The 13,442-nt window shown below is 42.4% G+C and carries 13 protein-coding genes; 10 read left to right on the plus strand and 3 right to left on the minus strand.

All coding sequences use genetic code 11. From position 1 onward, the window contains the following. The 3 genes from WAO38_RS02865 to WAO38_RS02875 all read left to right on the plus strand — a co-directional run. Nucleotides 1-497, plus strand: a 497-nt coding sequence (locus tag WAO38_RS02865; protein WP_422234166.1) for an OmpP1/FadL family transporter, incomplete at its 5' end; no start/stop codon positions are given. A 177-nt stretch (nt 498-674) separates the two neighbouring features. Further along, on the plus strand, nt 675-1,685 hold the full coding sequence (locus WAO38_RS02870) for a hypothetical protein (RefSeq protein WP_422234168.1): 1,011 nt from the start codon (nt 675-677) through the stop codon (nt 1,683-1,685). After that, complete coding sequence (locus tag WAO38_RS02875; protein ID WP_422234170.1) at nt 1,682-2,515, plus strand: hypothetical protein; 834 nt, start codon at nt 1,682-1,684, stop codon at nt 2,513-2,515. The genes WAO38_RS02870 and WAO38_RS02875 overlap by 4 nt, the downstream gene beginning before the upstream one ends. Nucleotides 2,516-2,628: 113 nt before the next feature. Here the strand turns inward: WAO38_RS02875 and WAO38_RS02880 are convergent, their stop codons facing one another. From WAO38_RS02880 to WAO38_RS02890, 3 genes are read right to left on the minus strand one after another with little or no spacing between them, the layout of a single operon-like run. Beyond that, nucleotides 2,629-3,669 (minus strand): P-loop NTPase, encoded by a 1,041-nt coding sequence (locus tag WAO38_RS02880; protein ID WP_422234172.1) that lies wholly within the window; start codon nt 3,667-3,669, stop codon nt 2,629-2,631. Then, nucleotides 3,659-4,033, minus strand: a complete 375-nt coding sequence (locus tag WAO38_RS02885; protein WP_422234174.1) for a hypothetical protein — start codon at nt 4,031-4,033, stop codon at nt 3,659-3,661. The genes WAO38_RS02880 and WAO38_RS02885 overlap by 11 nt, the downstream gene beginning before the upstream one ends. After that, nucleotides 4,030-4,635 carry a hypothetical protein gene (locus tag WAO38_RS02890; protein ID WP_422234176.1) on the minus strand — a complete coding sequence of 202 codons (606 nt, stop codon included), beginning with the start codon at nt 4,633-4,635 and terminating at the stop codon, nt 4,030-4,032. The genes WAO38_RS02885 and WAO38_RS02890 overlap by 4 nt, the downstream gene beginning before the upstream one ends. Before the next feature lie 299 nt (nt 4,636-4,934). Here WAO38_RS02890 and WAO38_RS02895 point away from each other — a divergent pair, with 299 nt between their 5' ends. From WAO38_RS02895 to WAO38_RS02925, 7 genes are all read left to right on the plus strand, one after another. Continuing rightward, nucleotides 4,935-6,053, plus strand: a complete 1,119-nt coding sequence (locus WAO38_RS02895) for a sulfurtransferase (RefSeq protein ID WP_422234178.1) — start codon at nt 4,935-4,937, stop codon at nt 6,051-6,053. 15 nt (nt 6,054-6,068) lie between these two features. Further along, on the plus strand, nt 6,069-8,972 hold the full coding sequence (locus WAO38_RS02900; RefSeq protein ID WP_422234180.1) for a molybdopterin-dependent oxidoreductase: 2,904 nt from the start codon (nt 6,069-6,071) through the stop codon (nt 8,970-8,972). 9 nt (nt 8,973-8,981) lie between these two features. Then, nucleotides 8,982-10,067: a 4Fe-4S dicluster domain-containing protein gene (locus WAO38_RS02905; protein ID WP_422234182.1), complete on the plus strand. Its 1,086-nt coding sequence runs from the start codon at nt 8,982-8,984 to the stop codon at nt 10,065-10,067. Then, nucleotides 10,067-11,269 carry an ethylbenzene dehydrogenase-related protein gene (locus WAO38_RS02910; protein ID WP_422234184.1) on the plus strand — a complete coding sequence of 401 codons (1,203 nt, stop codon included), beginning with the start codon at nt 10,067-10,069 and terminating at the stop codon, nt 11,267-11,269. The genes WAO38_RS02905 and WAO38_RS02910 overlap by 1 nt, the downstream gene beginning before the upstream one ends. Next, on the plus strand, nt 11,269-11,673 hold the full coding sequence (locus WAO38_RS02915; RefSeq protein WP_422234186.1) for a hypothetical protein: 405 nt from the start codon (nt 11,269-11,271) through the stop codon (nt 11,671-11,673). Before WAO38_RS02910 ends, WAO38_RS02915 begins: the two co-directional genes overlap by 1 nt. Before the next feature lie 105 nt (nt 11,674-11,778). Then, nucleotides 11,779-12,348, plus strand: coding sequence for a TorD/DmsD family molecular chaperone (locus tag WAO38_RS02920; RefSeq protein ID WP_422234188.1), 570 nt, complete (start codon nt 11,779-11,781; stop codon nt 12,346-12,348). Further along, the gene (locus tag WAO38_RS02925) at nt 12,341-13,426 is read left to right on the plus strand and encodes a 4Fe-4S binding protein (RefSeq protein ID WP_422234190.1); all 1,086 of its coding nucleotides are present in this window, start codon (nt 12,341-12,343) and stop codon (nt 13,424-13,426) included. The genes WAO38_RS02920 and WAO38_RS02925 overlap by 8 nt, the downstream gene beginning before the upstream one ends. Nucleotides 13,427-13,442: the final 16 nt, after the last annotated feature.

Here is a 13,442-nt window from a genome sequence, read left to right on the forward strand (position 1 = left end):
ATCATCTTGAACAACCAGAAGAGTATGGTATTGGAGTTGCGTACAATATGGGTGCTATGACATATACTATGGATGTAAAAGAGATTAAATGGTCTGATGCAAAAGGGTATAAAGATTTTGGTTGGGATGATCAAACGGTGTACGCTCTGGGTGTGAAATACAGTGCAGATGATTTTTGGTTGGGTGCCGGTTTTAACTATGGGAAAAATCCTATTCCAAACAATACAAATGCTACTAATGTTACAGGAGGTTTTGCTCCAAATACAGATGGTGACACTATGAATCTTTTCAACTATGCAATGTTCCCTGCAACGGTTGAGTCTGCGTATACGATAGGTGGAGGATATTCATTGGATAAGACTATGTCGATTGACGCAGCATTTACATACACTCCGGAAGTAACTGATACTGTAAGTGCAGCAACTGTTGGAGCAGGTAATGTAACTACTAAACATTCTCAAAACGCGTTAACATTAGCGCTTAATTTCGATTTCTAGGAAATTATCTTTCTCTCCCCTCGGGAGAGGTTCACAATCCATTCACTTTTCCCAGCGATAATAAGAGTTCAAAAATCTTGTGCTGTTATTATCGTTTATTTGATGTCTTTGTGATAAAATATAACCCGAACAAAAAAGGGCGCATGGCTCAAAAGCGATTACTTAGAGGAGAATCATATGTTTAATAGACTATTAATGGGTGCAGCTGCACTTTCATTGGCCGCTTCAATGGCATTTGGTGCCCAAGGGGCTAAATTCTATATCGGCGATGGCGATAAAGAAAAAGTATTTATGAGTATGGTTAATGAAAAGATCAATACGATCGGTTTTGTTCTTTCTGACCCGCATGAGCGTATTAATGATGCCTATAAAACTAAATGGGGCACAGAGTTTAAGACGGAAAAAGGGGTAGAAGTTAAACACCCTGATTTTGATCCAACGTTTAAAGAGACATTGGATAACCTCGGATTTTTCTCAATCACTAATGATGCAGTTGTAGGACCGTTGTTGATGAAAGAACCTGCATTGGGTGGTTTTTCACCGTTTAACCTTCATGTATGGAAAACAAAGGGTGAAGATAAAACTTACGTAGGTCACGTTGATCCAGAAACTATGCTTAATATCACAGGCGTTAAAGATGCAGACGTTCGTGCCAAATTTATCGCTTCATTCGTTCCATTGGATAAGATGGTAGAACAAGAGATCGGCAGCAAAGTCAAAGTTGTTGATTATACAGCTCTTCCGGCTAAGCCGATGATGACGTTTGAAGTCCCGTTTGAGCGTGGAGAAAGTTTGGACAGTTTTATCGCTGATTTCCAAGGGAAATTTGAAGAAGCATTTGAAGCCAATAAATATATTATCGCCGGATACAAAGACATCAAAGCGTCAATGACGGATTCTAATATCGAATTCGGCCGTTATGATGCATACTGGGTCTATTCACTGTGTCATTTCCGCTTCTCTGAGGGAATTTTCAACAATGGCCGTCCTGATGCGGGTGCATTCGCACCATGTTCAATGTACATGTATGTTGAAAAAGGATCCAACAAGCTGATGATCGGTATGCCTCGCCTAGAAAACTGGAGTGCCGTTATGGGGATCACTGATCCGAAAATGGTTGACTCAATCCATAATCTTGACAAAGAGATTATCGGTATTATGACGGAACTTGGAGCAAAAGAACTATGAAGAAAATCTACACACTTATCGCTACGGCGTTTATGATCGCATTTTGCGGATGTGCCGGGACAACTCCTGCTGCAGAAGCAGGGATGAAAGTAGAAAAAGAAGTAGCGACCTATAAAATCGCCGCTTACAGTGATTTGGAAAGTACCAAATCAAAGCTGACCGGTGCTGGATTTGAGATTGTCGGGACTTATAAAACAGATTCCGGTACTTCCGTACTTTATACCAATGCGCAAATGAAAGCAATGGCTAATAAAGAGAACCGTGGTCTTGCGGCAGTAGGACGTTTGTTGGTTGATGATGAGCGTAAGCAAATCAGCATTGCAAACCCTATTTATTTCGGAAAAGCATTTATGCAAAAAGAGTACAACCACGCGACTTCTGCAGCTTCATTGTCTGCTTTAGAAAAAGCTTTTGGTCCGTCTAAAGATTCTGCTGATAAATGGGAATTTGATGGTTTGGCAGGGTATCACTTTATGGTTGGAATGCCATATTATGAAGATATGACTGTTGTAGGTGAAGGCGCAACTGCTGATTTGGTTGCAAAAGCAAAAGCCGCAAAAGGTACAACTGCCGTCGTCAAACTCTCAGATGACCGTTATGTGGCATTTGTAAGTTTGGATCGCCGTACAAATGGTTTTGTTAAGAAAATCGGAACTCAAAATGGGGAAATTCTTCCATGGGCAGTATTGATCGAAGGTGGCAAGGCTAAGGCACTAAGTGCTAAGTATTTCATCGCGATCAGCTATCCGTTGCTCACAATGTCAGAATTTATGACGATTGCAACTGTACCGGGTGCTGTCGAGAACGATCTCAAAAAGATTTTCAAATAATTTTGCATGCCGAGGGAGTTAAACTCCATTCGGTTGCTCTAATGCTGGGTTCTACCCATAAGAGGTACAATCCAGCAGAGGACAAAAACGCGGAAATCGCGTTATTTCCCCTTTTAGATTTTAAACTTCACCGCTTTTAGCATTTCTTCTACAATTTCTTTATAATAACTTTTCAGGGTATCTGATCCCAAGACAACCGGCGGTTCACCGTTATCTGAACCTTCTCGTATGTCCATATTAAGAGGGATTTGACCGAGCAGCGGAATATTGTAGCGCGCTGCAAGACGTGCTCCGCCGCCACTGCCGAAAATGTCGTAACGGGTTCCGGTATCGGGAGCGACAAAATAACTCATGTTTTCAACTAATCCAGCCATGGGAACATGGATGTCTTGAAACATACGGATAGCGCGACTGACATCATCAGAAGCGACCAATTGAGGCGTTGTGACGATAACACCCGCTGTAATCGGAAGTTCTTGAGCCATCGTTAATTGGATATCACCGGTTCCCGGAGGCATATCGATAACCATAAAATCCAGTTCTCCCCATGCAACATCTTCAAGGAACTGAATCAGCGCTGAAACCGCAACGGATGAACGCCATACTAGCGGAGTGTCGGAGGTCGGTGTTGTGAGAGCAACACTCATGATTTTAATCCCATAGTTTTCGCAGGGGATAATTTGATTATCATCATTCCATCGGATTTTTTCTAAATCGGTATTGGTAAGACGGGGAACATTCGGACCGTAAACATCGGCATCGAGAATTCCAACTTTGTACCCTTTTTGGGCAAGGGCTATCGCGAGGTTGACGCTTACAGTACTTTTGCCGACGCCCCCTTTACCGCTGGTTACGGCAATAACGTTTGCGGCATAAGGTGCACGATTATTTGGGGAGGCACTGTTGCCGTAGTTTGTGTCTTTTTGAACGGCTGCTTTTTTTGTGATGTTGAGGGAAGAGAAGTCATTACGAAAAGTGGCCTCAATGGCTGCTTTTACGGTAAGGTACGAATCATCGCTCACCGTGAGGAGTTCGATAAGAGCATTCCCGTCACTTACTTTAACATCAGAGATAAGTTTAAGATCCCCAAGTGTTCGGGAAAGCCCTGGATAGGAGAGCGCGGATAGAGCATCGTTTAATTCTTTAGTGTTCATAGGGATTTCCTCTTGCTTCACGGGCTAGTAGAGCTTTAGTACCATTGGCTTTTTGCGCTAATTTTGCGAGTGGAACACGGGCCGCAGGATATTCGAGACTGAGACGATGGCAGGTGCTGATTCGTTCGTCGATAAGCGCATTCAAAGAGGCGATGACACCGCTGATTGTATCGATTTTATTCGATTCATTCAGTAAATCCTTGATCAGCATTTCACGTGAATGCATTTTGAGATCGAGTCCGTTTGCGCGGCCGACGGAGATAAAATCACTTGCACTGAGATAAAGACCCGAAAAGAAGGTGTTAAGAAAGTGATTTTCCAGTGCAGCAAACTGGCTTCTCTCCTCATGGTGATGTTTTTTCATCCGCGTTCTCCCAAATTAGCCTTGGCAGCCTTGCTAACATCCGGATCGTTGTCATTTACCAGTTTATTGAGTATATCAGAAGGTGCGGCGCGATTTTCAGCCAATCGCATACGAACCATCTTGTCATTGTCATCGGTAAGAATTTTTAGCAGTTTTACCGGTGTATTTGGATTGCCGGAAAGGCCGTCGCGTACGATTTTTTCATCGCTGAAAAATTTTTCCAATACATCACTCGGAGTCGATGGATTGGCAGCAACAAGTGCACGTACAAGATTGATAGAATCATTTGAAAGGTGACGCAACACTTCTGTCGGAGTATGTGGATTTTTGGCAACTGCCCAACGGGCACCCATATCAATAGGGTTGCTGGCAATATCGATCAGAAGAGAGACCATAATTGGGCTATATTCTTTATCACGCTCATATACGGATGTACGCAATGAAAGATTCATCGCAACTTGGCCGACCAAGAGTTTATCAGATTTAAAAGCGTTGTATATGGATTGTACCTCTTCGATTGGAAGGGTTTTATCTTCTAATAGTTCAATCAGTGCGGAAGTATCAGATTGTGCAAGAGCATTTTGTATCATTTCGGCGCTCATAGGCTCCCTTTTTACTTTGTGATATTAATATTCGTCATACTAGCAAAAAGTGATTAAATTGTAAGAATTAATACACAATTGTAAGTGTAAAAAAAGGGTTGGCTGTATAAGAAAACGTAAAATAACGTCTAATCATGTTTTATTCCAATTTTGTGATAATAATGTAACATTTTGTAATCTTTAAGTGTATCAAAAAAAGTAATTTACCGTTTATTAAGAGACCTGCACCTATAATGGAAACGGTAATTCCATAAATAAACGCACCACTGTGTGCACATCTATAAATAAAAGGAGCACGGATGAACAGACTGCTAAAAACACTATGTGTTGTAGCATCACTTTCAGCATCAGCTGCTTTGGCAGCAGATGGGTATGTGAACAACAATATCCTTATTTCAGCTGACGAAGCAGTCAAGTTGATTGGTAATCCAAAAGTGATGTTCGTATCGGGTGATAGCGAAGACATTTATAAACTCGGTCATATTAAAGGGTCGGTAGAGATGTACGCTCACCACCTTCATCATTCAGAGATCACAGGAGAGATGCATTGTGCACCATTGTATCGCTGCCCGGATGATGCAGAAAAATACATCGGCGGCAAAGGTATCACTAATGATATGACAATCATCGCATATGATGATTTTAAAGGACCGAATGCTACCGGTGTTTATTCTTTTTTCAAAAGTTTCGGTCATAAAAATGTCAAAGTTTTAAATGGCGGACGTTCAGCTATGATGGCGGTTGACCCTGCTCAAAAAGAGTATGATGCTTTGAATAAAGAGTTCAAAGAGTTGAAAAAAACTCAAAAAGCAGATAAAGAAGCTCTGAAAAAAGAGGGAGCCGATACTGCTGCTCTTACGGCGTCTATTGCTAAAGCTGATGCCGGAATGAAAGATCTTAAAGCGAAGATGGATGCTGTTGAAAAACGACTCCTCGTTATAAAAGGTGATGAAGTAGATAGTCCTAAAAAGTATAAAATTGATCCTAAGAAAATCGATTATACGGCTATTGCTGACAAAATCGAAGTCAAACATGCGATGGACGATATTCTCAAAAAAGGTAAAGACTCCAAATATGTCATCATCGATTCTCGCGGTACTGCAGAAATTATTGGTGAACGTAAAATGGATAATGTCGCACGAGGCGGGCACATTCCAGGTTCAACATTTATCGAATGGAGCCATATTTCGGATGCAGACAACAAGCTCTCGTTTAAATCAGCGGATGAGTTGAAAAAAGTATATGCGTCTTATGGCGTAACTCCGGAAAAAACGATTTATGCGTACTGTCAAGTAGGTGCGGGTCGCGGATCTGAACACATCACAGCGCTTCAGCTTCTTGGTTACAAAAATGTCAAAGTCTTCACAGGAAGCTGGGATGTTTGGGGTAACGACATGAACCTTCCGATTAAACGATAAGGGAGAGGGGAAAATATGACAAAAGTAATGAATAATAATCGCCGTGACTTCCTGAAAGTATCAGGGATGACGGCAGCACTAGTGGCTTCACAAGGGTCACTTTTTGCTAAAACAAATGTAATGTCGGTTGAAAACGGTAAAGAGAATTATCCGAACACCAACTACAGTGAAGATATGTACCGCAATGAATTTGCGTTTACATACGGTAAAAAAGAAGAGCACGGTTTCGCATACCACTGTGTTAACTGTCAAGGTAACTGTGCTTGGGAAGTTTGGTCTCACAACGGTGTTGTAACCCGTGAAAATCAATCAGCCCGTTATCCGATCATCAATGCAAAAATCCCTGACTTTAATCCTCGCGGATGTAATAAAGGGGTTCAGCACTCTCAAGTAATGTACCAAAAAGACCGTATCCTTTATCCGATGCAGCGTGTCGGTGAACGCGGTGAAGGTAAATGGAAACGTATCAGTTGGGATGAAGCTGCTGAGCACGTATGTCAGCAAATTTTTGACTGTATGACGGATCCTGAACGCGGACCGGATAAATTGATGGTTCATGCGGGTACCGGTCTTCTTACTGAAGGTCGTCGTGGTGCACCTCTACGTTTCTCTACTCAGCTTGGCGCAATCCGTATTTATCCGTCATCTTATCTCGGAGATATGTTCTCGGGTGCGGCGATCGCATACGGTGAGGGTAACGTCGGCTGTACATGGGATTTCATGTATAACGTCGATACTGCCGTTATGTGGGGCGGAAATCCGTCAGTTTCACGTATCCCGGATGCTCACTTCGTATGGGAAGGTAAATATAACGGTGCAAAAATCATCGTTATTACTCCTGAATTCAATGCAACGGCAAAATCTGCTGACCTTTGGATCCCGGTAAAAGCAGGTTCGGACAATATTTTGGCGATGAGCGTCATCAATATCATTTTGAACGAAAAACTTTACAAACCTGAATTTATGAAAACATTTACCGATCTTCCGTTCCTGGTAGATACAAAAACTCAAAAAATGATTCGTCGTTCCGATATGGAGCACGCAGCGAATGAAGAAGAGCATATCAAGTTTGAAGAGCAATTCTATAGCATGAATAAAGCGACGGGCAAACCGGCGTTAATGCCGGCTACCGAAGGTAGTGCGATCAAATCTCTTCGTCTTGATGAACAAGGAATTGAGCCTGAGCTTGAAGGTACATGGACGATTACGGATATACATGGCGACAAGCGTGAAGTGACGACTGTATTCGAAATGCTTAAAAAGTCAGCGGCCAAATTCGCTCCTGAAGCGACTAAGGATATTACTGGAGTTCATCCGGATACCGTTCGTCAGCTTGCACGTGACATCGCATTGCCTAAAGTTGTTGAGATTACAACCGGCTTTTCGTTGAATAAATATTTCAATGGGGTTATGTCGATCTGGAATATCTCATCTATCTGCGGTCTTACTGGACGTATGGGACCATACGGCGGGCTCAATACTGAAAATGAGTTTACTCTCTCCGGTCTTGGCGCACTTTCTGGATTTTCTGGAAAATACAATGCCCGTTTCGGTTCAGGTTTTGTCGGTGAGTTCGTATTCGGTGACGGTATGAAAACATTTGATCAATACTTCGATGATGAAGATGTCAAACGTGCACAAAACGGAATGTCTAAAAAAGAATATATGGCAGTCGTCTCTGAGATGCTCGGACAAGGAAAAAACAATACGGTTAACCTGGACCAACACCACGGAAACGTGAATAAACCATGGTGGCAGCCTGATTGTGCATTGATCGTTGCTGACTCTAAGTTCCGTCGTAACAAAGGCACTGAATACCGTAAAGCGTTTTTGAGTAAAACTAAATTCTTCGGATATGTCGATTTCCGTATGTCTGAAGCGGCACAATATGCCGACATTTTGCTTCCGGCAAAATCACACTATGAAGTTTATGACCTTCGTACAAGTCCGGGTTACCACCGTTTTACAAATCTTGCACAACCGGTAGCTAATATTAAAAATGTCGGTGAAGCGATGGATGAGTGGTCAATGTTTACGTTCCTTGCCAAAAAAATGGAAGAGATCGCTAACCGACCGCAAAATATCGATAAAGCAAAAGTCAAAGATCATCCGAAATATGCGAAACCGGGTTTCCATGATTTGACGATTTTCCACAAAGAGTATACGAATACCGATGCCGAGTCTGAAGGTGCGGGTGAAGTGTATCTCGGTACTGACAAAATGGCGGTACAGGCTGCATTGGAAAAATGTGAGCAATATGAGCCGTGGACAATGGAAAAAATGTACAAAGTGGGCGGATTCTTGCTGATCAATGAAAAAGCGGCAAAATCTTCACCATTGTACTCTGACCGTCCGTACAGTTCTATGGAGTTCCATCTTTATAAATTTGAGCGTCTTGAGACACTATCCGGTCGTCAGACATTCTATGTCGACCATGATATGTATATCAAAATGGGTGCTGCGACGAATACAGGTATGGAAGGAATTCGCCCAAAAAGCAAAGACTATCCGTATGTGTTCATGACTCCGCATGCCCGCTGGTCAATTCACTCGAACTATAAAACATCTCGTACGTTGTTGAGACTTCAACGTGGTGTTCCGGCAATTCAAGTGAATCGCGTAGTTGCAGAAAGCAAAGGGATCAAAGACGGCGATAATATCCGTATTTTCAATGCCCTCGGTGAGTTCTATGCTATGGCGAAACTATCTTCTTCTGCACCGGCTGATGGCCTGGTTATGGAACACGGATGGGAGCCATATATGTACAAAATGAACAAAGGTCACAATGAAGTTGTACCAACTGCATTGAACCTTCTTGAAATGGCTGATGGCTGGGGTCACCTGAAATTTGGTGGTCTTTGGGACGGTAACCAATACGCATATGATGGTGCTGTTAACTACGAAAAAGCAAAGCTGTAAGGGGTATAGATGTCTAAACGACAATTAGCAATGGTAATGGACCTGAACAAATGTATCGGGTGCCAAACATGTACCGTAGCATGTAAAACACAATGGACGAACCGTAACGGTCGTGAATATATGTATTGGAATAACGTCGAAACCTATCCGGGTACGGGTTATCCAAAAAACTGGATGGAGCTTGGTGGCGGATTTGACGCTGCAGGAGATCTTCAGCCAGGTGTGATTCCTAATCTTGAAGCCGACTACGGAGTACCTTGGGATTATAACTATGAGTCACTAATGGGCGGAGCAAGTTTTCAGCCGAATGTAGAACCGACATGGGGACCGAACTGGGATGAAGACGAAGGTGCCGGTGTATTCCCACAAGACAACTATTTTTTCTATCTTCCGCGTATTTGTAACCACTGTACAAATCCGGGCTGTTTGAGCGCATGTCCTCGTGACGCGATCTTCAAACGTGAAGAAGACGGTGTTGTTTTGGTCGATTTGGATCGTTGTCAAGGGTACCGCTACTGTATCGCGGGATGTCCTTACAAAAAAATCTATTTCAATCCGAAAATCTCTAAATCAGAGAAATGTATCCTTTGTTTCCCACGTATTGAGCAGGGCTTGCCGCCGGCATGTGCGCAACAATGTGTCGGACGTATCCGTTTCGTTGGATTCTTGGATGATGAAGAATCACAAGTCTACAAATTGGTACATAAATATAAAGTAGCACTAGGACTTCGTAGCGACTACGGTACGATCCCGAATGTATACTATATCCCTCCGACCGAATCTCCTGCTAAATTTGATGCAGAAGGAAAAATCATTGAGGGTTCAACGCGTCTTCCGATCGAAGAGCTTGAAAAATTATTTGGACCGGAAGTACACAATTCAATCAAAACGCTAAAAGCTGAGATGAAAAAACGTAAAGAGACCGGTGAGAGCGAATTGATGGATTTACTCATTGCTTACCAACACTCTGATATGTTCCGTTTAGATAATAACTACTATCAGCAAGTAGCAAAAGATAACAAACGCAGTCCATTGGCTCCGGTCGATACGCGTTATGTTGCCGGTAAGTTTACAAAAGCTGGAGGACACCACTAATGAAAAAGCTATTGACTACTATTCTTTCATTGGGTATTGCCGCTTCTGCGGCACTTGCAGGTGATTTGAGTCTGACAGCCGCTAAAGTAAGCGATAAACTTGATGCTGTGAATGTTGATTCTGCAGTATGGAGCAAAGCTAAATTTGCAACGGTAGTGCTTTATCCTCAAACGGCGATTGAGTTCAATGACAAAGAGGCCATTGAAGCAAACAAAGATAACAAAGGGAAAAAAGCACAAGTAGCTGCGGTCCATAACGGTAAAGAGATCGCAATTCTCGTTAAATGGGCTGATGGAACAAAAAACGTTCAGGGGATCAAATGTACTGATACCTACAGCGACGGTTTTGCCGTACAGTTTGCCGGAGCAACTAAAAAAGCTCAGCCTCTTCCGTATATCGGAATGGGTTCTGATGGACGTCCTGTAGTGGTACATCTCCAAAAAGCGACCGAAAAAGTATATGAGCCAAACGGGAACAAAGATGTTTCAACTCAGATCAACCGCCAGCAGACGGGAGTATTCGAGAAAGAATTGGCTGATTTCGATGCAAAAGTAGCTTCTTTGGCGAATACCGATTTTGAGCGCGTATTTGTTGGAGAAGGATTTCGCTCTTTGACAGAGATTAAAGATAAATCGGTCAAATCAAATGCTTCAATGAAATACAATGACAAAGCGTGGAGTGGAGCGTTATCACGTTCTCTCAAAGATGATTACATGAACGCTTCAGGAACCGTACCGGTTGCTATCGCAGTATGGGATGGTACAAAACACGGACGTAACGGATTGAAACTCCTTTCTTCATGGGTTGCTATTAATCTTGAGGGGCAAAAAGCAAATGCTGCTATCGTAGCAGAAGCGACTGAAGCAACCAAAGGGGATGCCGCAAAAGGTAAAGAGGCTGCAGAAGCTAACGGATGTAACGGTTGTCACCAGTTGGATAAATCTGTACCTGCCGGAACAATGGCGCCATCACTTGTAAATATTGGTGGTTATTCAACTGCAGCGTATCTACGTGAATCACTCTTAAAACCGTCTGCGGTTGTTGTACCAGGTTTTAATCGTAATGCGCATTCAAACACACCGTGGTACAATTTAGAAAAAGGTAAGCGTATTTCTACAATGACGGATTACAGTTTCTTGGATAAGAAAACGGTTGAAGACATTGTTGCATACCTCAAAACCTTGAAAGCGGAGGTAGAATAATGAAAAAGATTGTAATGCTTTGTGCCGCACTGGTTTTCAGTGCGTTTGCATCTGAGCCTGAAGGACAAGAATATGAAGGTATTCTGACAACTCCTGAATGTGCCGCTCAAGGCGCATTTGCGGATTGTTATTTAGAAAACTATGCATGTGGTTCAGACGGTTGTTTTAAAAAAATTGATGCAGGAGAAAGAGGGAAACCGAATATTGCTCTTTTCCAACATGCAACGGGTAAAACCTATAAAGTGGATGTATCAAAACTCAAAGTCTCTGAACTTGGTGAAGGGATGAATAAAAACGGTGTTGTCATCATTGGTACACTCGATGACGCAACCAATACCATTCTTGCAAGCGAGTTCAAAGCTCCACCACCACCGAAAAAGTCATTTTTCAAAGGGTGTTTATAACATCCTTTTAACCCTTACGGGGGTTAAAACCATCTTAGTTCTCTTAGCTTTGCTGTCTCAAAGCCCTCATATGACACAATCCAATACTTTTTTTAGGAACAAATAATGAATAATGAATATCGACTTTATATCTATGCATTTTTATCCCGTGTGATGAGTAATATCCCGGATCGTCGTTTTATCCATGACCTCAAAAATAATCATGATTTACTTGAGATTATCGGTGAAGAGACGAAAAACTGGATGGAAAACAGCGATGAAGAGGAGTTGTATGAAGCTCTAAATATCGATTATTCTTCAATGTATATCCTTAATACACAACCGGTAGAGTCGTTTGTTTTGGATGCGAAAAATGAGACCCTTGTCGGATTGCAAAATCCGGTTATGGCATTTTATTTTATGCACGGATTTGAGCTGAACATGGATCAGACAGAATTAATGGCTCCGGATCATCTCTCCATCGAATTAGCCTTTATGCAGACACTGGTCTATCGCAATGAAATGAAAGGGCAATTAGAGTTTTTAGATCAGCATTTGATCCCATGGGTTGTCCCGTATATGATGGGGATGAAAAGTATGGCCGGAACGCCGTTTTACCGTGATATCAGTGATTTCATGATTGAGTTTTTATGTGCCGACTACGAATATTGTGTTGGGGGTCAAAAGAGTGAGTAATATCAATTTTATTCAAAAAAGCGATCTTTTTAGCTACACAGCGACACGCTGCCTTCGCAATGAATATTTCCATAACGATTGTCATATCTGTATCGATCTTTGCCCTAAAGGGGCTTTTCATATCGTACGCAACAAACTGACGTTGTTTGAGAACGAGTGTGTCGGGTGTGCCGGATGTATCGGAAGCTGTCCTACGGAAGCGTTCGAGATTGAAAGTTTTGATCCTAACGGTTTTGCAGCATCGTATCAACATCAGAACGAGAGTACCATTTCATGTAAGACATCAACTCCTTGTTTAGGTATTTTTGATGTCGAGCACTACACCGTGATGGCATTACGCGGTGAAAAAAGCGTTGTATGTGATTTGAGTCATTGCGAAGGTTGTGTTTTAAATGAAAACGGAAAACTAGGGGAGTCAATTCGTGAAAAAATCGATGCGACAAACCGATTTTTAGAGATGATACAAACGCCTCAGCGTATCGAAACGATTGATGTCAAAGTCGAAGAGAATGATCGTCGTGCCCTCTTTAGAAAAGGGTTTGAGAAAGTCAAAGAGTCTATCACAGAAGAGTCGGTTGCTCATATTTCTATGACAGCAGCTCATCACAAGCGTCCGGATGTGAAAATGCCGCTGAAGCGGATATTGCTCAAAAACTCTCTGAAAGAGATTATTCCGGGATTAGAAACGACGGAATTTACCCAAAGCAGCCCTCTGTTTTTTAACAAACAGATTGACTTTCAAAGCTGTACGAACTGTGGAGACTGTACCCAGTTTTGTCCGACTGATGCCCTTTTTACGACTTCGGATAAACAGGGGATCGTTTTTGCTCAGGGAAAATGTATTGGATGTGGTATTTGTGAAGATATCTGCAAGCCGAATGCGATCAGTAAGAAAGAGGGATTCAGTTTGGTGAGTGTTGCGTTTGAGAGGGCAGAACAGCTTGTTCACTATGAGATGGTGACCTGTCACGAATGCCGCTGCCCGTTCCCGTATAAAGGAGGCGATCCAATCTGTGACCGCTGTTCGAGCTATATTAAAGAGTTCAGCAACATGTTTACTCTGGCCAAAGATATGTAATCCCTCTTCATAGTGA

The sequence above is a fragment of the Sulfuricurvum sp. genome (assembly GCF_049277495.1).
Lineage (GTDB): Bacteria > Campylobacterota > Campylobacteria > Campylobacterales > Sulfurimonadaceae > Sulfuricurvum.

Excerpts from the sequence above, each read along its gene's own strand:
- WAO38_RS02870 (WP_422234168.1), top strand. The coding sequence starts at position 675 with ATGTTTAATAGACTATTAATGGGTGCAGCTGCACTTTCATTGGCCGCT.
- WAO38_RS02875 (WP_422234170.1), top strand. The coding sequence starts at position 1,682 with ATGAAGAAAATCTACACACTTATCGCTACGGCGTTTATGATCGCATTT.
- WAO38_RS02880 (WP_422234172.1), bottom strand. The coding sequence starts at position 3,669 with ATGAACACTAAAGAATTAAACGATGCTCTATCCGCGCTCTCCTATCCA.
- WAO38_RS02885 (WP_422234174.1), bottom strand. The coding sequence starts at position 4,033 with ATGAAAAAACATCACCATGAGGAGAGAAGCCAGTTTGCTGCACTGGAA.
- WAO38_RS02890 (WP_422234176.1), bottom strand. The coding sequence starts at position 4,635 with ATGAGCGCCGAAATGATACAAAATGCTCTTGCACAATCTGATACTTCC.
- WAO38_RS02895 (WP_422234178.1), top strand. The coding sequence starts at position 4,935 with ATGAACAGACTGCTAAAAACACTATGTGTTGTAGCATCACTTTCAGCA.
- WAO38_RS02900 (WP_422234180.1), top strand. The coding sequence starts at position 6,069 with ATGACAAAAGTAATGAATAATAATCGCCGTGACTTCCTGAAAGTATCA.
- WAO38_RS02905 (WP_422234182.1), top strand. The coding sequence starts at position 8,982 with ATGTCTAAACGACAATTAGCAATGGTAATGGACCTGAACAAATGTATC.
- WAO38_RS02910 (WP_422234184.1), top strand. The coding sequence starts at position 10,067 with ATGAAAAAGCTATTGACTACTATTCTTTCATTGGGTATTGCCGCTTCT.
- WAO38_RS02915 (WP_422234186.1), top strand. The coding sequence starts at position 11,269 with ATGAAAAAGATTGTAATGCTTTGTGCCGCACTGGTTTTCAGTGCGTTT.
- WAO38_RS02920 (WP_422234188.1), top strand. The coding sequence starts at position 11,779 with ATGAATAATGAATATCGACTTTATATCTATGCATTTTTATCCCGTGTG.